Annotated in this window: 1 protein-coding gene; it reads left to right on the top strand. The window is 38.3% G+C overall.

Annotated elements, in window-relative coordinates; genetic code table 11:
- Positions 1 to 358 (top strand): CRISPR-associated endonuclease Cas9 REC1/REC2 domain-containing protein (locus SB822_RS55500; protein WP_410858897.1); only part of this gene is annotated, 358 nt, incomplete at both ends.

Below are 358 nucleotides of genomic sequence, written 5' to 3'. Positions count from 1 at the left end.
AACGAAAGCTAAAGTTCAACTTTCTAATGAAAACGCAGAAGAAGTGTTAGAGCTATTGCTCGAAGAAGAAAGTGCATTGATTGAGGCGGTTCAACCTTTTTACCAACAAGTCGTTCTCTACGAATTGCTAAAGGGCGAGGCTTCTGTAGCAAAAGCGAAAGTAAAAGCATTCGACCAGTATCGCAAAGATCTTGCTGCCCTTAAGACACTAATAGATAAATCATTCGGTGAGAAAATTTACCGCTCGTATTTCATTTCGGATAAGAACAGCCAAAGAGAATTCCAAAAAACCCACAAAGTCGAAGTGTTGTGTAAGCTTGATCGCTTTAATAAAGAGAAAAAGTATGAAGAAGTTTTC

This window comes from Paraburkholderia sp. SIMBA_054, assembly GCF_046534875.1.
Lineage (GTDB): Bacteria > Pseudomonadota > Gammaproteobacteria > Burkholderiales > Burkholderiaceae > Paraburkholderia > Paraburkholderia hospita.
The sequence above is the reverse complement of the archived record's forward strand: the minus strand, read 5'-3'. Positions and strand labels throughout refer to the sequence as shown.